Annotated in this window: 18 protein-coding genes and 1 riboswitch; of the genes, 8 read left to right on the top strand and 10 right to left on the bottom strand. The window is 60.8% G+C overall.

What is annotated here, in order from left to right; all coding sequences use genetic code 11:
- Window positions 1-76: 76 nt before the first annotated feature.
- From PL597_RS01125 to PL597_RS01140, 4 genes are all read right to left on the bottom strand, one after another.
- On the bottom strand, window positions 77-1,687 hold the full coding sequence (locus PL597_RS01125) for an ABC transporter substrate-binding protein (protein ID WP_137411543.1): 1,611 nt from the start codon (window positions 1,685-1,687) through the stop codon (window positions 77-79).
- Between the two features lie 93 nt (window positions 1,688-1,780).
- Window positions 1,781-2,494, bottom strand: coding sequence for an HAD-IA family hydrolase (locus PL597_RS01130; RefSeq protein WP_269823523.1), 714 nt, complete (start codon window positions 2,492-2,494; stop codon window positions 1,781-1,783).
- A 256-nt stretch (window positions 2,495-2,750) separates the two neighbouring features.
- Window positions 2,751-4,124: an aspartate aminotransferase family protein gene (locus PL597_RS01135; RefSeq protein ID WP_271364431.1), complete on the bottom strand. Its 1,374-nt coding sequence runs from the start codon at window positions 4,122-4,124 to the stop codon at window positions 2,751-2,753.
- A gap of 15 nt (window positions 4,125-4,139) precedes the next feature.
- Window positions 4,140-4,976: a GNAT family N-acetyltransferase gene (locus tag PL597_RS01140; protein ID WP_271364432.1), complete on the bottom strand. Its 837-nt coding sequence runs from the start codon at window positions 4,974-4,976 to the stop codon at window positions 4,140-4,142.
- On the opposite strand from PL597_RS01140, the gene PL597_RS01145 reads away from it, so the two are divergent.
- From PL597_RS01145 to PL597_RS01155, 3 genes are read left to right on the top strand one after another with little or no spacing between them, the layout of a single operon-like run.
- On the top strand, window positions 4,941-5,300 hold the full coding sequence (locus PL597_RS01145; protein WP_271364485.1) for a hypothetical protein: 360 nt from the start codon (window positions 4,941-4,943) through the stop codon (window positions 5,298-5,300). The genes PL597_RS01140 and PL597_RS01145 overlap by 36 nt on opposite strands.
- Window positions 5,297-5,965 (top strand): haloacid dehalogenase type II, encoded by a 669-nt coding sequence (locus PL597_RS01150; RefSeq protein WP_269823525.1) that lies wholly within the window; start codon window positions 5,297-5,299, stop codon window positions 5,963-5,965. The genes PL597_RS01145 and PL597_RS01150 overlap by 4 nt, the downstream gene beginning before the upstream one ends.
- 15 nt (window positions 5,966-5,980) lie before the next feature.
- Window positions 5,981-7,255: an NAD(P)/FAD-dependent oxidoreductase gene (locus PL597_RS01155; RefSeq protein ID WP_077985091.1), complete on the top strand. Its 1,275-nt coding sequence runs from the start codon at window positions 5,981-5,983 to the stop codon at window positions 7,253-7,255.
- A gap of 93 nt (window positions 7,256-7,348) precedes the next feature.
- Here PL597_RS01155 and PL597_RS01160 read toward each other — a convergent pair whose 3' ends face one another.
- From PL597_RS01160 to argE, 6 genes are all read right to left on the bottom strand, one after another.
- Window positions 7,349-8,806, bottom strand: coding sequence for an NAD-dependent succinate-semialdehyde dehydrogenase (locus PL597_RS01160; protein WP_077985310.1), 1,458 nt, complete (start codon window positions 8,804-8,806; stop codon window positions 7,349-7,351).
- Window positions 8,807-8,821: 15 nt separating this feature from the next.
- A complete protein-coding gene (locus PL597_RS01165; RefSeq protein WP_271364433.1) occupies window positions 8,822-9,865 on the bottom strand; it encodes a tartrate dehydrogenase in 1,044 nt (347 codons plus the stop codon).
- Between the two features lie 13 nt (window positions 9,866-9,878).
- Entirely contained in the window at window positions 9,879-11,342 is a 1,464-nt protein-coding gene (locus PL597_RS01170; protein WP_271364434.1) for an aldehyde dehydrogenase family protein, read from the bottom strand.
- Between the two features lie 189 nt (window positions 11,343-11,531).
- Window positions 11,532-11,888 carry a cupin domain-containing protein gene (locus tag PL597_RS01175; protein WP_271364435.1) on the bottom strand — a complete coding sequence of 119 codons (357 nt, stop codon included), beginning with the start codon at window positions 11,886-11,888 and terminating at the stop codon, window positions 11,532-11,534.
- A 27-nt stretch (window positions 11,889-11,915) separates the two neighbouring features.
- Window positions 11,916-12,839, bottom strand: coding sequence for a 2-hydroxyacid dehydrogenase (locus PL597_RS01180; protein WP_077985087.1), 924 nt, complete (start codon window positions 12,837-12,839; stop codon window positions 11,916-11,918).
- A 23-nt stretch (window positions 12,840-12,862) separates the two neighbouring features.
- Window positions 12,863-13,987 carry an acetylornithine deacetylase gene (gene argE / locus PL597_RS01185; RefSeq protein ID WP_271364436.1) on the bottom strand — a complete coding sequence of 375 codons (1,125 nt, stop codon included), beginning with the start codon at window positions 13,985-13,987 and terminating at the stop codon, window positions 12,863-12,865.
- Between the two features lie 202 nt (window positions 13,988-14,189).
- Here argE and PL597_RS01190 point away from each other — a divergent pair, with 202 nt between their 5' ends.
- From PL597_RS01190 to PL597_RS01210, 5 genes are all read left to right on the top strand, one after another.
- Entirely contained in the window at window positions 14,190-15,068 is an 879-nt protein-coding gene (locus PL597_RS01190; RefSeq protein WP_271364437.1) for a GNAT family N-acetyltransferase, read from the top strand.
- 39 nt (window positions 15,069-15,107) lie between these two features.
- A riboswitch (cobalamin riboswitch) is annotated at window positions 15,108-15,342 on the top strand.
- Window positions 15,343-15,500: 158 nt separating this feature from the next.
- Complete coding sequence (locus tag PL597_RS01195) at window positions 15,501-16,532, top strand: ABC transporter substrate-binding protein (RefSeq protein WP_271364438.1); 1,032 nt, start codon at window positions 15,501-15,503, stop codon at window positions 16,530-16,532.
- 71 nt (window positions 16,533-16,603) lie between these two features.
- Window positions 16,604-17,557, top strand: a complete 954-nt coding sequence (locus PL597_RS01200) for a FecCD family ABC transporter permease (RefSeq protein ID WP_416372225.1) — start codon at window positions 16,604-16,606, stop codon at window positions 17,555-17,557.
- Window positions 17,554-18,354 (top strand): ABC transporter ATP-binding protein, encoded by an 801-nt coding sequence (locus PL597_RS01205; RefSeq protein ID WP_269826456.1) that lies wholly within the window; start codon window positions 17,554-17,556, stop codon window positions 18,352-18,354. Before PL597_RS01200 ends, PL597_RS01205 begins: the two co-directional genes overlap by 4 nt.
- Entirely contained in the window at window positions 18,351-18,830 is a 480-nt protein-coding gene (locus tag PL597_RS01210; RefSeq protein ID WP_271364440.1) for a pseudoazurin, read from the top strand. The genes PL597_RS01205 and PL597_RS01210 overlap by 4 nt, the downstream gene beginning before the upstream one ends.
- The last annotated feature ends 10 nt before the right edge of the window (window positions 18,831-18,840 follow it).

Genomic DNA, 18,840 nt, shown 5'->3' on the forward strand with positions numbered 1-18,840 from the left:
GACCGACCCTTATTGTGGAGGCTTCCCGCATCGGCGGAAAGGTCGCCGGGCAGTTTATGCCCGGCTCCGTGGTCTATCAGGCTTCGAGCCAGACGTATTCCGCAAAGGCGTAACCCATCATGCCACCCAGCGGATTGGCTTCCAGACCCTTCAGCTTGGAAGAGATGGCGTCCACATTCGATATATAGGCGGGGATGATGGTGCCGGCTTCATCGGCGATCATTCTTTCCATCTCGAAGTAAATCTGCTTGCGTTTCTCGATATCGAGCATGCCGCGTGCTTCAAGCATCATCTTGTCGAATTTCGGCGACTTGTACTGGCTCTCATTCCACGGCGCGTCGGAGGCATAAAGCAGCGAGAACAGAATATCCGGCGTCGGGCGCGGGTTGATGTTGCCGAAGTGGATCGGCGCCTTCAGCCAGTAGTTGCTCCAATAGCCATCCGATGGCACGCGTTGAACGTCCAGCTTGACGCCGATCTGCGCCGCGGAAGCCTGCATGATCATCGCCATGTCGACAGAGGAGCCCGCAGCATCCGATGCGATGACCGGAATGGACTGACCGATGACGCCGGCTTTTTCGAAATGGAACTTGGCCTTGTCCAGATCGAAGGCCCTCGGTTTGAGGTCCGGGTTATGATACGGGCTCATTGGCGGAACCGGCTGGTCGTTGCCGACTTCACCGAGGCCGCGCAGCGCCGCCTTGACGATCTGCTCGCGATTGATCAGCGATTTCATGCCCGCGACAAAGTCTGTTTTGTTGCCCGGTGATTGATCAAGCCGAATGTTGAGGTTGGTATAATTACCCGATGTCGTCTTGGACAGCACGACACCTTCCTGCTTGTCGAGCAGGCGGAGCGCGCGGGGGTTGATGGCGGCAGCAAGCTGGATGTCGCCGGAAATAAGAGCATTGACGCGGGCATTGTCGTCCGAAATCGCCATGAATTCGAAACTGTCGATGTGTGGGCCGCCGGACTTCCAGTAATTGGTGTTCTTGGCCATGATCGAACGCACGCCCGGCTCGAACTTTTCGAGCTTGAAGGCGCCGGTGCCGTTGCCCTTGGAGAAATCCGTGGTGCCATCGGCAACGATCATGAAATGGTGCAGGGCCAGAATGGACGGCAGGTCGGCGTTCGGGTTCGCCAGCGTGATTTCGACCGTGCTCTTGTCGAGAGCCTTGAAGCCGGTCATCTGGGCGGCGATCTTGGCGACCTTGGAGCCGACGGCCGGATCGAGATGGCGCTTCAGCGAATAGACCACGTCGTCGGCGGTCAGCGCCTTGCCGTCATGGAAGGTGACGCCGGAACGCAGCTTCACGGTCCAGGTCTTGGCATCCTTCGTCTCGATGGCTTCGGCCAACTCCATCTGTGGCGTGCCCGAAGCATCGAGGAAGCTCAGGCGGTTATAGAGCGCGCAGCAACGGACATAGTCCGTCGAAAGCGAGGCTTTCGCCGGATCGAGCGTATCGGCTGTGGAGGAGGACCAGCCGGCGGCTTTCAGCGTGCCGCCGGAGACCGGCGTTGCGGCCACGGCATTTGAGGCGCGACCAAGAATGGCCGAACCGGCGGAAAGGGCGACGCCGCCCGCCAGCAGCATGTGAAGCAGCTCACGCCGCGTTGCGCCGCGCCGGATGGCCTGTTCAACGGCGGCATCGTCGGAACGGGTCCAGTTTGTAATCCTGTCACTCATGGTCTTCCCCTTTTGTATGATTTGTTGAAATGCGTCTGAATGAATTTCCGGCATGCCGCATCCCAGTTCGCGGCGCGCCATTGGCGGGGCGGCTTAGCCGCCCGTCTGTCTCAATGCTTCGGCAAGGCCGGCCATCGAGGTGAAGTGGTAGTCCGGCTCGGTAAAGTTTTCCGGCTCTATCGTTCCGCCATATCCCTTCTGGGCGTGGCGGCGTTCGATCCAGCAATTGGTCATGCCCAATTTCCGGGAAATGCCGATATCGTGATACTGGCTTTGCGCAACGTGCAGAATGTCGTCCTTCGATGCGCCCTCGCTTTCCACAAAGGCGAAGACCTTTTCGAAGAAAGCGGGATTTGGCTTTTCGGTGCCGGTGTCATCCGCCGTGAAAGCGGCATGAAAAGGATTGCCGAGTTCCTGCGAGAAATATTCGAAGGCCCAGCGCTGGGCGTTGGTCATGGCGATGAGGCGATGCGTCTTGGCAAGCTCGGCCATGGCGGCGCGGCTGTCTTCAAAGCCTTTCCAGCTTTTTGCCGCATCGCGCAGGCGCTCACCGAATGCGCGTTCCGCCGGCAGGCCGAGTTCGGGAGCGATGATCAGGTACACCCGCACGAGGTCATCCGGAAACAGGTCGGTCGCGTCGGAATAACGGGCCGCACGGTAGAGCGCGAGCGCCTTTTCACCATCGACTTCCACGCCGTTTTCCGCGCCGATTGCGGTCAGCGTCGATTTCAGGCCGCCTTCGAAATCGATGAGGGTCCCCACCACGTCGAAGCTCATATATTTGAAGTCGCTCAGTTTTTTGGGCAATGTCGGTCTCCGCTTTGCCGCCTCGGTCTCCTGGGGAGACTGCGGCAGATTATTCTGTTCCCGGACGGGGTCCTTGCCCCGTTCCCATTTGCGATTACGCCCTTTTTTATGGCGTTTATTGCCGTTTGCATTAATAGTTTGGCACTTTTGGCGCGCCGGATTCGCCGAAATGGAATAGCTCTTCGGCAGAATATTGCGAATATGCGGTGCGTTGCGACATTTCGAGAGGGTGGCGCAACGCCTCCCGGCTATAGCCTCAGGCCATGGCGGCCCGCACCGCGGGGTCTTCGAGCGTCTGATCGAGGGTCTTCAGCGTCCGCTCGATGATGGCGTCGATCTCGCTGTCGGTGCAGCAGAGCGGCGGCGCGTAACCCAGAATACCGTTCGCAAAGGCACGCACGATCAGGCCGTTTTCCCAAGCGCGGTCGAAAACTTTTCGCGCGGGGGCGGCCGCGGTCGGCAAGGGCGTCTTCCTGTCCTTGTCTGTCACGAGTTCGAGGGCGGCGAGCATGCCGCGCCCGCGGACATCGCCGACCAGCGGATGGCTTCTCAGGCTCTCAAGCCCGGCCATCAGCCTTTGGCCGGCGCGGCGGCCGTTTTCCAGCAGCCCGCCCTCGTAAAGTTTCAGCACTTCGAGACCGACGGCGGCGCTGACGGGATGGGCGGAATAGGTGTAGCCGTGCCCGATTGCGGCCTCGCCTGCGAAGTCGGCTATTGTATCATAGACGTGGTCCGCCATGAAGACGGCGCCCATCGGCACGTAGCCGGAGGTGAGGCCCTTGGCGGTGGTGATGAAGTCCGGCACGATATCCTCGTCAGCGCAGGCAAACAGCGGCCCCGTCCGGCCAAAGCCGGTGATGACCTCGTCGGCGACGAAGAGGATGCCATAGGACCGGCAGAGGTCGCGCATGGCCTTGATCCAGCCGGGAGGCGGTACGAGAACCCCGCCGGAACCCTGGATCGGTTCCGCATAGAAGGCGGCGACACGGTCCGGACCGATCGTCTCGATCTTGTCCTTCAGGATTTGCAGGGAGGATGCGATGATGGCGGCCGGGTCGCTTCCCACCGGGTTACGGTAGGCGTAGTGCGACGGGATTTTGTGCTGCCAGTCGTAGGGCACGCCAAAACCGGCATGGAAAGCGGGCAGGGCGGTGAGGCCCGAACCGGCGGTGGTGGAGCCGTGATAACCCTGTTCGATGGAGATGAACTGGTCGCGCTGCGGCTGACCTTTGGCATGCCAGTAGTAGCGGATGAACCGAATGGTGCTGTCCACCGCATCGGAACCGCCAAGCGTGAAATAGACATGGTTGAGATCGCCCGGCGCGCGGTCGGCAAGCTCGGAGGCGAGCCGGATCGCCGGTTCGCTGCCAATGTCGAAATAGGCCGTCGCATAGGGCAATTCCCGCATCTGCTTTGCCGCCGCCTCGACGATGCTGTCATGGCCATAACCGGCATTGACGCACCACAAGCCGGCAAAGCCGTCGATGAGCCGATGGCCGGTGATATCGGTGACGGTGGCGCCGCTTGCCGATTGCAGCACCCGCACGCCCAGCTTCTCGTGGCCGCGGAAGGAGGAGACAGGGTGCACCAGATGGGCGCGATCCAGTTCGATCAGTGAATTGCTTAACATGTGGTCTCTCCGAATTCAGCCTAGCGCCTGGCTGGCCAATGCGAATGTTTTCAATCTCTTTTCAGCGGGTAGTTCGGTCGTTGACCGGCGCATCGCGATGCCGCCGCCGACATGGGCGAGATCCTGTTCGGCGAGCCACGAACCGAGGCCTGCCTTGACGGTGGTGTCCACACGCAGGAATGCGCCGGGGCGTTCAGAAATTGCGAATGCAATCAAATCTTTTGCGATTTCAATGGTTTCGGCCACGACCGGACCTATGACTTCACCGCGACCGAAGGTGCGGATTGCCGCAAATCCCTTGATGACGCCCTCGTTCCTGACCGTCGCGAAACGTGCCCTTTGCGCAAGTGCGGCAAAAAGTGATGTCCGATCTGCGCCAAAAGCCTCTGCATCAAGTGTCGCGAGTTCGGCCGCGTCGATGTTTAGCGCCCAGACCACATTTTCCGGTTTGGTGGCGGACTTCGGAATTCCCTGATGCTGAACCACCTCACCCCAGGCGACAAATCCGAGTTTTTCATAAAGCGGCAACCCATCGGCAGTGGCGACCAGACGGCATTCACGATCGTCGGCGGCGTCGAGCGCCGCGTGCATCAACTTGCGTCCAAGGCCGCGGCCGCGCATGCTCTCGTCCACGATCACCATGTTGACGGTGGCGCAGCTTTCTCCGAGATGCGTTGCCATGGCCGTTCCGACGACGCGGCCGTTCTCAACGGCGACGAAACCCTTGCTGATGGAAAGGACCATGGCCCAGTCCTCTTTCCGGTGCGGCCATCCGGCCTGGCGGGAAAGTTCAACGGCCGCGTCGAGGTGGTCCGGTTGAAACGTTTGGATATCGATCAGGCTCGCCTGCATGCCGGTACTCCCTTGTTCTGCTTATTCATTGATAGACCGATGCCGAAAGAAGATTGTCCCGACAAATGGGAAGGTTCGATATGTTTCGCTGTTGCTTTTATCCGCCGCCGCATCTTATGCCGCGTCTTGTTCGCATCGGTCCGGAGCGCCGGAGAGGGGGAGCTGCCAGTCCGCCCCGGCGCAACTCTCTGCCAAACTGGCGGCTGGATACGCAACAATCTGCTTCCGCGAACAGCAATTGCGGTGCGCCGATCGGACAAAGGCATCTATGATCTGATTATTGCAGCCACCACCAATCCCCAAGCAAGGATGACGACGAGATGACCATCTTCCGCCCGAAATACATCACTTTCGATTGCTACGGCACGCTCATTCATTTCCAGATGGCAGAGGCTGCCCGCGATCTCTACGGTGATCGTCTGGGAGAAGCGGAGATGGAGGAATTCATCAAGAATTTTTCCGCCTATCGTCTTGATGAGGTCATGCATGACTGGAAGCCCTACGCAGAGGTCGTTCACAATGCTCTGTCGCGCACCTGCAAGCGCAATGGTGTCGCTTTCAAGGACGAGGATGCGGAAATGGTCTACGAGCGGGTTCCGACCTGGGGGCCACATGCGGACGTTCCGGCGGGTCTTTCAAAGGTCGCCAAGGAGATTCCGCTGGTCATTCTGTCCAACGCCATGAACTCACAGATCATGTCGAATGTTGCAAAACTCGGCGCACCGTTCCATGCCGTCTATACTGCCGAACAGGCACAGGCCTACAAACCGCATTTCAAGGCGTTCGAATATATGTTCGACATGCTCGGTTGCGGCCCGGAGGACATCCTGCATGTGTCGTCCTCCTTCCGCTACGATCTGATGTCGGCGCACGATCTCGGCATCAAGAACAAGGTCTGGGTCAACCGTGGCCATGAACCTGCAAACCCCTATTACGGTTACACGGAAATTGCCGATATTTCCGGCCTTGCTGGTGTTGTCGGACTGTAAGAGAGGACATTGATCATGAAGCTCGTCTCCTATTGGCACGACACGGCGCCCCTCTTTGCGGGGGCGGCGCAAGGTCCTGTCGAAGGCCATTATGATGTGGCCGTCATCGGTGGCGGCTTCACGGGTCTCGGTGCCGCGCGCCAGCTTGTGAAAGCCGGTGCGCGCGTCGTCGTTCTGGAAGGGCAGCGCGTGGGCTGGGGCGCTTCGGGCCGCAACGGTGGCCATCTCAACAATGGCCTTGCCCATTCCTATCTCTCTGCCAAGGCGGAACTCGGCAAGGAGCGGGCCATCGCGCTCTACCAGGCGCTCGATTCCTCCATCGATACGCTGGAGGCGCTGATTGCGGAGGAGGGGATCGAGTGCAATTTCCGGCGCGCCGGAAAGCTGAAAATGGCGTCGAAACCACAGCATTTCGAAGGACTTGCTCGGAATTTCGAAGCCGTTCACGCCGAGGTCGATCCTGATACGGCGCTTTTGTCCGCCGCTGATCTGAAGGCGGAAATCGGCTCGCCTTTCTACGGCGCGATGCTCTCTAAAAAAAGCGCCATGATGCATATGGGCCGTTATGTCGCCGGTCTTGCCGAAGCCGCCAGCCGGCATGGCGCGGTGATCTTCGAAAATGCTGCCGTGACGAAGCATACTCAGAACGGCAAGCTCCATGAGCTGGAAACCCCGCGCGGCAAGGTGACGGCCGACAATGTTCTGGTCGCGACCGGTGCCTATACGCCTTCCGGCTTTGGTTATTTCCGCCGCCGCATCATCGCGGTCGGCAGTTTCATCATCGCCACGCGGCCGCTGACGGATGCCGAGATCAAGGCTTCGGTTCCGGGCAACCGAACCTACGTCAACACCATGAATATCGGCAATTATTTCCGTCTGGCGCCGGACAATCGCTTGATTTTCGGCGGCCGCGCCCGTTTTTCCGCGACATCGGACCAGCGTTCCGACGCCAAGAGCGGTGCGATCCTGACTGAAAGCCTGCATCGCATCTTCCCGCAGCTTGCCCATGTGCCGATCGATTATTGCTGGGGCGGACTGGTCGATATGACCAAGGACCGTTATCCGCGCGCCGGTTTTCATGACGGTGTCTGGTACGCCATGGGCTATTCCGGCCATGGCGCGCAGCTTTCCACCCATCTCGGCATGATCATGGCTGACGCCATTCTGGGACGGCCGGACAGGAACCCGCTAAAAGGGCTGGATTGGCCGGCGGTGCCGGGGCACTTCGGAAAGCCCTGGTTCCTGCCGCTGGTAGGCTATTATTACAAGATGCTCGACACGTTTCGATAATTCAAGAGCGGCCTCCGGGCCGCTTTTTTGTTGCGTCTGCAAAAAAGAAGGGCCGCAAAGCGACCCTTTAGGCGGGGAGAAAACAAGTGGGCGTCAGGCAAGCCCACCGATATGAAAGGCCTTGGTCTCCAGATATTCTTCGATCCCGATCTGCGCGCCCTCGCGGCCGAGACCGGATTGCTTGACGCCGCCGAAAGGGGCGACCTCGGTGGAGATCAACCCGGTATTGAGGCCGACCATGCCGAATTCCAGCGCCTCACCCACGCGCCAGGCGCGCTTGAGGTTCTCGGTGTAAAAATAGGCGGCAAGGCCAAAGGGTGTTCCATTGGCGATGGCGAGCGCTTCTTCCTCCGTCTCGAAACGGAAGAGCGGAGCGACCGGTCCGAAAGTCTCCTCGCTCGCCAGCTGCATCGCCGTCGTTGCGCCCGTCAGCACCACGGGCGCTGTATATTGCGGACCATCAGGCAGATTGCGCGGCTTGGTGATGATCGTGGCACCCTTGGAGACGGCGTCATCGATATGGGCGCGGATTTTCGCGATGGCCGGTTGGTTGATCATTGGGCCGATGGAGACGCCCGCTTCCGTTCCGGGGCCAACGCGCATGGCGTCGACGCGATCCGCCAGCTTCTTCGCAAAGGCGTCATAAACGCCAGACTGCACCAGAATCCGGTTGGCGCAGACGCAGGTCTGGCCACCATTACGGAATTTCGAAACCAGCGCACCTTCAACGGCGAGATCGAGATCGGCATCGTCAAAAACGATGAAAGGCGCATTGCCGCCCAGTTCCAGCGACAGCCGTTTGATGCTGTCCGCAGCGCCGCGCATCAACAGCGAACCGACGCGGGTGGAACCGGTGAAGGAAATTTTCCGAACCGTCTCGTTGGCCATGATTTCATTGCCGATATCAGTCGGCATGCCGGTGACGATGTTGATGACGCCTGCGGGGATGCCCGCCCGTTCGGCGAGCACGCCAAGCGCCAAGGCCGAATAGGGTGTGAATTCCGAAGGCTTGATAACGACGGTGCAGCCGGTGGCGAGTGCCGGCGCGACCTTGCGGGTGATCATCGCATTCGGGAAATTCCATGGCGTGATGATGCCGCAGACGCCGACCGGCTCCTTCAGCACCACGATGCGCCTGTCTGGAGTCGGTGAAGGAATGGTGCCGCCGCCGATGCGCCGGGCTTCTTCCGCAAACCATTTGACGAAGGAGGCGCCGTAGCGGATTTCTCCCTTGGCTTCATCAAGCGGTTTTCCCTGTTCGATAGTGAGGAGCAGGCCGAGATCATCGATATTCTCGATCATCAGCGCAAACCATTTTTCCAGAAGGGCGGCGCGCTCCGCATGGGTTTTTTTCTTCCATGGACCGAAGGCCGCGTTGGCAGCCTCGATTGCCGCGCGGGTTTCCGCGCCGCCCATATCAGGCACGGTGCCGATAACCGCCTGTGTCGCCGGATCGATGACATCCACCACCTTGCCCGATGCTGCCGCCTTCCATGCGCCACCGATCAAGCCCGTCTGGCGAAAGAGTTCCTTGTCCTTCAAGCCCTGCATCATAAGTCTCCGAAATCAGGCGAGTGCCGCGAGAACCGCGGCTGTGATGGTATCCGTCTTGTCCTTGCCCCGCACGGTACCGATGCCGCGAGCGGTCGCCGTTTCCAGCGCCGTCATGATCCCTGCTGCCGCATCCTTTTCGTCAAGATGCTCCAGCATCATCGCGCCGGACCAGATGGCGGCAATGGGGTTGGCGATGCCGAGATGGGCGATATCAGGGGCGGAACCGTGCACCGGCTCGAACATCGAGGGCGCGCTGCGGTCGGGATTGATATTGGCGGAGGCGGCAAAACCGAGGCCGCCCTGAATGGCGGCGCCGAGATCGGTCAGAATGTCTCCGAAAAGGTTAGAGGCGACCACGACATCGAGGCTTTCCGGCGCCATCACCATGCGCGCCGCCATGGCGTCGATGTGGTAGCTCGTGACCTCGACATCTGGATACTCCGCCGCGAGCTTGTGGGTCACCTCGTCCCAGAACACCATCGAATATTTCTGGGCATTGGACTTGGTGATGGATGCGAGCTTGCCGCGACGTTTTTGCGCCTGTTCGAAACCGAAGCGCAAGATTCGCTCCACGCCCTTGCGGGTGAAGATCGACGTTTCGACAGCCACCTCGTCGTCCGTGCCCTGATGCACGCGGCCGCCGGCGCCGGAATATTCGCCTTCCGTGTTTTCGCGGATGCAGAGAATATCGAAGCCGTCCGCCTTCAAGGGCCCTTGCACGCCGGGCAGCAGCCGGTGCGGGCGGATATTGGCATATTGCACGAAAGCCTTGCGGATCGGCAGCAGTAGACCGTGCAGCGACACCGAGTCAGGCACTTCCGCCGGCCAGCCGACCGCGCCGAGCATGATGGCGTCGAAGCCGCGCAGCGTTTCGATGCCGTCCTTCGGCATCATCGACCCGGTTTCCTTGTAGAAGGCGCAGGACCAGGGGAATTCGGTTCCTTCGAGCGCAAAACCGGAGGTTTTGGCGACGGCATTGAGGACCTGCCACGCCGCGTCCGTCACGCTTTGGCCGATGCCGTCTCCGGGAATGAGTGCGATGCGATGCGTTTTCAAGAGAATTCCCCTGTTACAGTCCGATAAGGACGCTTTTGCTCTTGCGGTTGGCGAGATAGGCCTCGCGTCCGAGATCCTTGCCGATGCCCGAGCGTTTGTAACCGCCGGTCGGCAAGATGTGGTCGCGCGAGCGGCCATAACGATTGACCCAGATCGTTCCGGCCTGGATCGCGCGCGACAGTCGCAGGACACGCGAGACGTCGCGGCTGAAAAGACCCGCCGCCAGACCGTAGGTCGGATGATCGGCAAGCGCCAGAGCCTCTTCTTCCGTGCGGAAGGTCTGTAGTGTCAGCACCGGCCCGAAGATTTCCTCGGTGACGGCGGGCGAGGTCTGGTCGACATTGGCGATCAGCGTCGGCTGATAGAAATAGCCGGGGCCATCCATCACTGCGCCGCCCGTCAGGCATTCGCCGCCATGGGCGACCGCCGCCTGCACGATGCCATCGATGCGCTTGCGCTGCACCTCGGAGATGATCGGGGAATATTGCGTCGTCTCATCCCAGGTCGGGCCGGGCCTCACCGTTTTCATGCGGGCGATGATCGCGGCGGAAAGGGCGTCGGCCGCACTTTCCTCAACGATGATGCGCGAGCCGGCGACACAGGCCTGTCCCGCATTGGAAAGAATATTGCCGGCGATCGCTGCTGCCGCCTTTTCAATATCGGCATCGGCAAAGACCAGCTGCGGGCTTTTGCCGCCGAGTTCCAGCGTCATGGGCTTGATGCCGGTGCGGGCGACATTGGCCATGATGGCGGCGCCTGCGGCGGTCGAGCCGGTGAAGCTGACCTTGGAAATCTCGGGATGGCCGGTGATGGCGTTGCCCGTCACGGGCCCGTCGCCGAGCACGATGTTGATGAGGCCGGCGGGCAGGCCGGCCTTGATGGCCAGTTCAGCCAAGAAAATGCTGGAAAAAGGCGTCATTTCCGATGGTTTCAGCACCACGGCATTGCCGGCCGCGAGCGCCGGGCCGAGTTTCCAGCCCGCCATGGAGACGGGGAAATTCCAAGGGGTAATCGCGCCGACCACGCCATAGGGTTCGGTCATGATCATGCCGAGGCTCGTATCGTCGGTCGGCACGAGATCGCCGCCTTCCTTGTCGGCAAATTCGGCAAAGAAGCGGATCTGCTCGGCGGTCACGGCAATGTCCCCGGCAATCAGTTGGCCCACCGGCCGCGTGGAGGACAAGGCTTCGATCTTTGCCAGCGTCTCAGCTTCTTGCTCGATCAGGTCGGCCCAGCGCTGTAGAACTTTCGTGCGTTCGCGCGGGCGACCGCCCCCCCAGTTGCTGCTTTTCAGCGCGGCCTTGGCGGTCTGCCCCGCTTCACCGACCGGCGCGGCACCCGCCCGGGGGCAGCCGCCATATTCGACGCCGTCCGACGGGCGATGCATGTCGATGCCGTTTTGAGCCGGGATCAGCTGACCGCCGATGAAATGGCCGATCGGCAAGGACAGGCTGTCTGGATCGAAGCTGAGCGTCATGGGAAACCCTCTGTGGACATGCCTCAAACCTAGCCCCTGATGGCAAGCAGCATCGGCCGACTCTGGCGGGGGCGGTGAACGAAAATCCCGTTTTGCCACCGGCGGACAGCGCAATCTTCGGTGCGTATGTCCGCCGGCATTTTCCCGGCACAAACCCTCACGGGCGATGCCGGAATGCAGGATCTCAGCTCATCCGTTCACGGTGACGTAAATCTTGCGCACGGTCTCGATGGTCTTCCACACGCCGACGAAACCCGGCTTCATGACGAAGCTGTCGCCCGCCGTATAACGCAGCGGCGCGCCGCCCTTCGGTGTGATTTCGATGACGCCTTCGAGAATATGGCAGAATTCGAAGGTCTCGCCCTTGATGGATCGGGTTTCGCCCGGGGTGGCTTCCCAGATGCCGGTGTGGACGGTGCCGTTGCGGGCTTCGTCCAGCGCCCAGGTCTTGAAGGCCGGGTCGCCGGCGATGAGGCGTTCAGGCAGGGCCTTGGAGGCCTTGGGTTCGAAGGCGGGATTGGTGTCTATGGTCTTGAGAAGCGGCATGGGTGTCCTTTCCTGGAACGGTGTGGGTTAGTATCCGCGGTTACGATCAACGAGGCCGAGCGGCTCGAGACCGGACTGGTATCGTTTGATGTTCTCGACAACGGTGCGCGCTGCCGAATGCGGCTGGGTGACGCTGGCGATATGCGGCGTCAGGAGAATTTTCGGATGGGTCCAGAAGGCATGGTTTTCCGGAAGCGGTTCCGGATCGGTGACGTCAATCATCGCGCCCGAAAGCAAGCCCCGATCCAGCGCATCGATAAGGGCGTCGTGGTCGAGCTGTTTGCCGCGCCCGGCATGAACCAGCCCCGCGCCCTCGGGCAGCATCGCCAGACGTTCGCCGTTCAAAAGCCCGGTGGTCTCTTCGGTCAGCGGTAGCAAGCAAACGAGAATATCGCTTGTCGAGAGGATGGTGGCCAATCCGGTTTCCCCATGATGGCAGGTCACGCCGTCGATCTCGCGCGGTGAGCGGCTCCAGCCAGAAAGCGGAAATCCGAAGGGTTTCAGCTGTTCCAGCGCCGCAACGCCCAGCATGCCGAGGCCGAGAACGCCCACCCGGCACTCTTCCGCCTGACGCTGCGGCAGGGCCTTCCAGAGTTGCTGGCGCTGCTGCTTCAAATAAACCGGCAGGTTGCGGTGAAGCGCCAGCACGCCGAGGCTCACATATTCTTGCATCATGCGGATGATGCCGTCATCCACCATGCGCACGACTTTTACATGCGCAGGGACGGCTTCGATGTGGAACTGATCGACGCCAGCACCGATGGAAAACAGGATTTCGAGATTGCGGTAGCGGCCGATATCATCAGGTACAGTCCAGGTGATGAGGTATCGAACCGCATCCGGATCAACGCTGGCTGCATCCATCGAAAAAGGCAGTTCCGGCAAGTCGCGGGCCAGAGCCTGCCGGAAAATCTCGCCGCGCTTCGCGTCGGAATTGAAGAAGAAAGTCATCTGAAATCCGTGGTTCCGAAGGTTTAAACCGTGCAGCGGTTCGCCAGTGTTTCCAGCATTGACTGGCAAGCCGACAGTTCATCGACCGTTATGAATTCGTTCGGCTTGTGGGCGCGGCCGATATCGCCCGGGCCGCAGATGATAGCGTCGATGCCAGTCGCCTGAAAAAGCCCGGCCTCCGTGCCGTAGCTGACGGCGGCGATGCATGGCGCGTCGGTCAATTCTTCCAGAAGCTTCACGAGCGGTGCATTGGCGGCAAGGGACAGCGCCGGATAATCGCTCATCGGCGTCCATTCAATGTCGATGCCCTCGGCGGCAAGCGCTTCGACGCCGTCGCGCACCGGCTGGAGCAGAGCCACCGGCGATACCCCGGCAATTGCCCGCGCTTCCAGTTCGATGGCGCAGAGATCGGGGATGATATTGATCGCCTGTCCGCCTTTCACCGTGCCGATCTGCAGGGAGGAATAGGGCGGCTCGAACGTCGCTTCGAAGGGCCCCTCCGTGAGAGCCCGTGCGGTCTCGACCGCCTTTGCCATGATGCCGGTCATCAGATGAATGGCGTTCACGCCCTGATCCGGCCGTGAGGAATGGCCGGAGCGGCCGCGAATGGTGATGCGAGCAGCGGCCTTGCCCTTGTGGGCGCGCACGGCGCGCAGATTGCTCGGTTCGCCGATGATCGCGCCCGCCGGTTTTGCGCATAGTTCCGGCAATCGGGCGATCATGTGCGGCACGCCGCGACAGCCCGCCTCCTCGTCATAGGAAAAGGCAATATGCACGGGCCGCTTCAACGCCATGCGCGAAAATGCCGGTGCAGCGGCGAGAACCGTGGCCAGAAAACCTTTCATGTCCGTGGTTCCGCGCCCGTAAAGACGCTCGCCTTCGGCTCTCAGCGTGAAAGGATCGGAGGACCATTCCGGCTCACCGGCAGGCACCACATCCATATGGCCGGATAGGATGTATCCGGCGACATCAGCCGGGCCGAAGCTCGCGAAGAGATTGGCGCGGTCGCCCTCCGGGCCGGCAAGCAGCGATACTTTCGCGCCGTGGCTTTCCAGATAATCGGCGATCCATCCGGCGATATCGCCATTGGCGGTTCCGACGACCGATGGGAAGCCGACAAGACGCTCCAGAATGTCGATTGCGTTCATGGCTGCCCCCGTCGTTTCAACGTCGAAAGCTTAAAGTGGCTGATGGCGTTTATCTGCTGAAATGCGGTTGATTTCGGTAGATTGTTGTGTCCTTCCAGTGCTTTCGGAAAATTCGTGCCGGCAAGGCTGGTTATCTTCGGAAGTTGTGGGCTGGGCTGCCGGGATCAAGGTTCCGCGCCGGAGGAAATGAGAGCCGTTTGTCATGGAACTGCTCAAGGTCGATAGTTTCGAGTTGCGAACCGTGGATATCGCCGATGTGGAGGCCGATCATCTGCACGCGCTTTCCATGGCTGTCGGGTGGCGATATCACGCGAATGAATGGTGTTTCCTGCGTCAATGTGGCGTCGGTCTTGCCGCGCTTGACGAAATCGACCGCGTTGTCGCAACTGCGATGCTGTTTCGCTATGATGAGGGTTTTGCGACGCTCGGCATGGTCATCGTTTCGCCGCGCCTTCAGGGGCAGGGTGTGGCACCGTGGCTGGTGCGGCGGCTTCTGGCGAAATTCCCTGCCATATCCCTGAGGCTCAACGCCACGGACGAGTCGAGGCGGTTGTTTGCCGGGCTGGGTTTTGCCGGAGAGACGGAACAAGTACATCTCCTTCGGGGCAAGGCGCGCTGCCTTGCCGAGATGCCGGCGCTCGGAAGGAAACAGAGGATCGAGCCACTTACGGAGGACCATTTGTCCGCTGTTGCGGATCTGGATGAGGCGGCTTTCGGTGTCTCGCGCCGGCGCGTCCTGCAGCGTCTCCTGCGGGAAGACGAGGGTTATGGCCTGTTTGAGGCGGATCGTCTTGAGGCATTTGCATTGCGACGCGCAGCGGGGCGGGGCCATATTGTCGGCCCGGTCGTTGCGGGCGACGAGACGGCGGCCATCGTGCTGGTCAGGCGGCATTTTTCCGATTTGGACGGTCAGCTTGTCCGTCTTGATGCCGTGCGTGACAGCGGTCTTCTGACCGACTTCCTGGCGCAATCCGGGCTGGTGGTGATCGAAACGCTCACCACCATGTCGAAAGGCGCGCCGCAACCGGCAGGCTGCGGTTCCGCAATGATTTTCGCCCTGGCAGGCCCGTCTTTGTGCTGAGGTGCGGCACTATCGCAATTGACGCCCCGCTTCTTGCCCCTTATGTGAGAAAGCGACGGTTCCTGCAGCCGAAAGGCGAAGGGATTAATAGGGAACATGGTGCGGGCGATCTTTTTCGCCCAATGCCGTGGCTGCCCCCGCAACTGTAAGCGGATTGTCGTTCATCCCCGTGACGCTTCAAGGCGTCATGCCACTGTATTTTTCGGAATGCGGGAAGGCAGATGAGAGACGCAAATCCGTGAGCCAGGAGACCTGCCGTCAAAATATGAACCATCGTTACGGGCGGGGAAGCCCGGAGGAGGATTTTGTAATGTTATTTCATAACATTTCGTTTGCGTCCTATTACCGTTCTCCGTACAAGACGTCCCGCTGTTGCTGCGCGTTCTGACGCCTGCTGCTCTGGAATAAGTTTTACTTTCGACTGGAGAACACATGTTTCATTCTAGACGCCTGCCGGTTCACGCCGGCTTTCTGGCCACCGTGCTTTCGGTTTTGCCTGTGGTCGGCGCCAATGCCGCCGAAACCACCTATCCCCTGACAATCAACAGCTGCGGTCAGGAGATCACCTTCAAGCAGGCGCCCGCCCGCACCGTTTCCGTTGGCCAGAGCACGACAGAGGTTCTTTACCTGCTTGGCGTTGCGGACAAGGTCGTCGGCACGGCGCTGTGGATTGGTCCGGTTCTGAAGGGCTACGAGGAGGCCAATGCCAAGGTCGAGCGACTGGCCGATAATGATCCGAGCTTCGAGGCGGTCGTCGGCAAGAAGCCGGACCTTGTCACGACGCAGTTCCAGTGGCAGATCGGTCCCGAGGGTGTTGTCGGAACGCCGGCGCAATTCGCCGAACTCGGTATTCCCGTCTATACCTCGCCTGCCGATTGCGTCGGCAAGGACAATTCCGGCGGCGGTGATGGTGTGCGCAACACCGGCTTCACCATGGAGTTGATCTATCAGGAAGTCCGCGACCTCGCCAAAATCTTCGACGTGCAGGACCGCGGTGAAGAGGTCGTTGCCGACCTGAAGAAGCGTGAAGAAGCCGCCCGCGCCAAGATCGCCTCAGCCAATGGCAAGCTTTCCGCCGTCTTCTGGTTCTCGAGCGCCGAGCTGGATGTCGATCCCTATGTCGCAGGTCGCAATGGCGCTCCCGGCTACATCATGTCCGCGCTGGGGTTAAAGAACGTCATCGAAAGCGATGAAGAATGGCCGACGGTCGGCTGGGAAACCATCGCCAAATCCAATCCGTCGATCATCGTCGCCGGCAAGATGGATCGCCGCCGTTTCCCCGCCGACGACATCGCCGTCAAGTTGAAGTTCCTCGCCACCGATCCCGTGGCCAGCATCATGCCCGCCGTCAAGGAAGGTCATGTGTTCGAGATGGATGCGCAGGCGATGAACCCGACCATTCGAACCATCGAAGGTATTGAAACGCTGGCCGAGGCGATTTCGGCCGCTGGCCTCGCCAAGTGAACCGTTTCACCACCCATCTTGGTAGGGCGGGGTTGGCATTTGCCGCGCTCGCCCTGCTGCTCGTCGCGCTGATGGCCGGGGCGGCCATCGGCGAGACTGCCATCCCTTTGGGTGTTGTAGCAAAGACGATTGCCAACCGCGTTTTCCACGCGGGTTATCCGCTTGAACCGCTGGATGAAGGCATCGTCTGGAGTTACCGCCTCAGCCGCGCCGTTGTTGCTGCCTGCTGCGGGGCGTCGCTGGCGCTCGCCGGGGCAGTGCTGCAATCTCTTTTACGCAATCCGCTTGCCGATCCCTATATTCTCGGAATTTCTGCCGGTGCCTCCACCGGTGCCGTCGCCGTGGCGCTTCTGGGCTTCGGCGCGGGCTTTCTGACGATGCCGGCGGGCGCACTCATCGGCGCTTTTGTCGCTTTTTCGCTGGTCAGCCTTCTGGCCGTGCGGGCGGGGCATGGCAACAGCGCCATCATTCTGGCGGGCGTTGCCGGTTCGCAGCTGTTCAACGCCATGACCTCCTTCATCGTCACCAAATCCGCCAATGCCGAACAGGCGCGCGGTATCATGTTCTGGCTGCTCGGCAATCTTTCCGGCGTGCGCTGGCCGGATGTCTGGCTGGCGCTACCGGTCAGCCTTGCGGGCCTTATCGTTTGTCTCTGGTACGCGCGGGCGCTCGATGCCTTCGCCTTCGGCGGTCAGGCCGCAGCCTCGCTCGGCATTCCGGTGCGCTGGGTCTATACCGTGCTGATCTCGGTTTCGGCGATCATGACGGCTGCGATGGTGTCGCTGGTCGGCTCCATCGGCTTCGTGGGCCTCGTCATTCCGCATGCTGCGCGCATCTTCGTCGGCGTTCGCCATGGTATCTTGCTGCCGGTGACGGCGCTGACCGGCGCGGTTTTCATGATCGTCGCGGATATTCTCTCTCGCATCGTCATTCCGGGCCAGGTGCTGCCCATCGGCGTCATCACCGCGCTCGTCGGCGCGCCCGCCTTTGCCTTCATCCTCGGGCAGAAGAGGAGGCGTTCATGAAACTGTCCGCCCACGACCTGCATTTCCATGCCGGCAATATCGACATCGTGCGCGGCGTTTCACTCGATGTCGGTTCCGGTGAGTTTCTCGGTGTCATCGGGCCGAACGGTTCCGGTAAAAGCACGCTGCTCTCCATGCTGGCAGGCATTCGCAAGCCGCGCCGGGGTCACGTTACGCTCGGAGATGAACCGCTTGCCTCGCTGGGACGGCGAGACCTTGCCCGCCGGCTCGCCTTCGTTGAGCAGCAGGCTGAAACCACCGAACGCATCACCGCACGACAGGCCGTGGAGCTTGGGCGCACGCCCTACCTCGGGCCGCTTTCCGCCTGGTCGCAGCAGGATGACGCCATCGTTGACGCAGCACTCGCCAATGTGGATATGGCTGATAAGGCGGAGCGCAGCTGGCACCATCTTTCCGGCGGCGAACGGCAGCGCCTGCATATCGCCCGCGCGTTGACGCAGGAGCCGCATATCCTGCTTCTGGACGAGCCGACCAACCATCTCGACATAGGTCACCAGATCGGCCTGCTCGATCTGGTGCGCCGACAGGGCCTGACCGTTGTAGCGGCGCTGCACGACCTCAATCACGCCGCCATGTTCTGTGACCGCGTCGCCATCATGCACCGGGGCGAGATGATCGCGGTCGGTCCGCCGCGCGAGGTGCTGACACCGGCGACAATAGCCGCCGTCTTCGGGGTGGAGTGCGTGGTCACCACGGATGAGGGGGGCTTTTCCCATATTCGTTTTTTGCCGGCCCATGGGCGGGCCGAGCATGCAAGGAAAGTATTGGCACGATGATGACAGTCATTACGTTCGCAAGCTCTGCTGCAAAGGCCAGACGGTTTTGTGCCGCTGCCGCAATTGCCGTTTCGGCCGCAGGGTTTCCCCTTCACGCTTTGGCCGAGGCCTTCGAGGTGAAGATGATGAACAGGGGCGAAAAAGGCCCGATGGTGTTCGAGCCCGATTTTCTCGAGATCGCCCCCGGTGACCGCGTGCGCTTCGTGCCGACCCACAAGAGCCACAATGCCGCGACCATTGACGGCATGGTTCCAGAAGGTGTCGAGGGTTTCAAGAGCCGGATCAATGACGAATTTGAGACCGTCTTTGAAAAACCGGGCTTTTACGGCATCAAATGCTCGCCGCATTATGGCATGGGCATGGTCATGCTGATCAAGGTCGGCGAGGCCACCCTGCCGCAGAGCTACCGGACTGTGGACGTGCCCGTCCGGGCAAAGCCAAGGTTCGAGGACCTCTTCGAGCAGGCGGAAAAATAAAGGTATACCG

This window comes from Agrobacterium sp. ST15.13.013 (assembly GCF_027956525.1).
GTDB classification, from domain to species: Bacteria; Pseudomonadota; Alphaproteobacteria; order Rhizobiales; family Rhizobiaceae; genus Agrobacterium; species Agrobacterium salinitolerans.

Coding starts and splice junctions, on each gene's coding strand:
- PL597_RS01135 (WP_271364431.1), bottom strand. CDS start 4,124: ATGTTAAGCAATTCACTGATCGAACTGGATCGCGCCCATCTGGTGCAC.
- PL597_RS01190 (WP_271364437.1), top strand. CDS start 14,190: ATGGAACTGCTCAAGGTCGATAGTTTCGAGTTGCGAACCGTGGATATC.
- PL597_RS01155 (WP_077985091.1), top strand. CDS start 5,981: ATGAAGCTCGTCTCCTATTGGCACGACACGGCGCCCCTCTTTGCGGGG.
- PL597_RS01210 (WP_271364440.1), top strand. CDS start 18,351: ATGATGACAGTCATTACGTTCGCAAGCTCTGCTGCAAAGGCCAGACGG.
- PL597_RS01205 (WP_269826456.1), top strand. CDS start 17,554: ATGAAACTGTCCGCCCACGACCTGCATTTCCATGCCGGCAATATCGAC.
- PL597_RS01200 (WP_416372225.1), top strand. CDS start 16,604: ATGGCCGGGGCGGCCATCGGCGAGACTGCCATCCCTTTGGGTGTTGTA.
- PL597_RS01170 (WP_271364434.1), bottom strand. CDS start 11,342: ATGACGCTCAGCTTCGATCCAGACAGCCTGTCCTTGCCGATCGGCCAT.
- PL597_RS01150 (WP_269823525.1), top strand. CDS start 5,297: ATGACCATCTTCCGCCCGAAATACATCACTTTCGATTGCTACGGCACG.
- PL597_RS01180 (WP_077985087.1), bottom strand. CDS start 12,839: ATGACTTTCTTCTTCAATTCCGACGCGAAGCGCGGCGAGATTTTCCGG.
- PL597_RS01125 (WP_137411543.1), bottom strand. CDS start 1,687: ATGAGTGACAGGATTACAAACTGGACCCGTTCCGACGATGCCGCCGTT.
- PL597_RS01195 (WP_271364438.1), top strand. CDS start 15,501: ATGTTTCATTCTAGACGCCTGCCGGTTCACGCCGGCTTTCTGGCCACC.
- argE (WP_271364436.1), bottom strand. CDS start 13,987: ATGAACGCAATCGACATTCTGGAGCGTCTTGTCGGCTTCCCATCGGTC.
- PL597_RS01140 (WP_271364432.1), bottom strand. CDS start 4,976: ATGCAGGCGAGCCTGATCGATATCCAAACGTTTCAACCGGACCACCTC.
- PL597_RS01160 (WP_077985310.1), bottom strand. CDS start 8,806: ATGCAGGGCTTGAAGGACAAGGAACTCTTTCGCCAGACGGGCTTGATC.
- PL597_RS01175 (WP_271364435.1), bottom strand. CDS start 11,888: ATGCCGCTTCTCAAGACCATAGACACCAATCCCGCCTTCGAACCCAAG.